Below are 398 nucleotides of genomic sequence, written 5' to 3' on the forward strand. Positions count from 1 at the left end.
AATATCATTTGTTGTTTGTTGGTCAGGCGATATACTGTTTTTGGCGTTTGCGGAATTTCATTTATCGTTTGGCGGCTGGATGGTATATCGTTTATAGAGTTTGCGGGATATCATTTGTTGTTTAACAACTGAGTGGTATTCCGTTTCCGGTTATGGCATTTTTGACGATTAAAAAATTGCATGTTCAAGAGTTTTCGTTCCCTTTTTTAACGCTCCAGAATTAAATTGGGCATGATTAATCATATTGCGTTACTCTTTCCTTCATTCTGTTCACTAAAGTGGAATGATTTGAGCGTTTTCGTTACTCTTTTACATAAATCAACCTAAAATCTGGAACGATTTTAACTTTAACATACTCAAATAAAAAAAGACCAACCAAATCGGCTGATCTTTAAGGT

This window comes from Bacillus sp. JJ1533, from assembly GCF_036965045.1.
Taxonomy (GTDB): Bacteria; Bacillota; Bacilli; order Bacillales; family Bacillaceae_L; genus Ferdinandcohnia.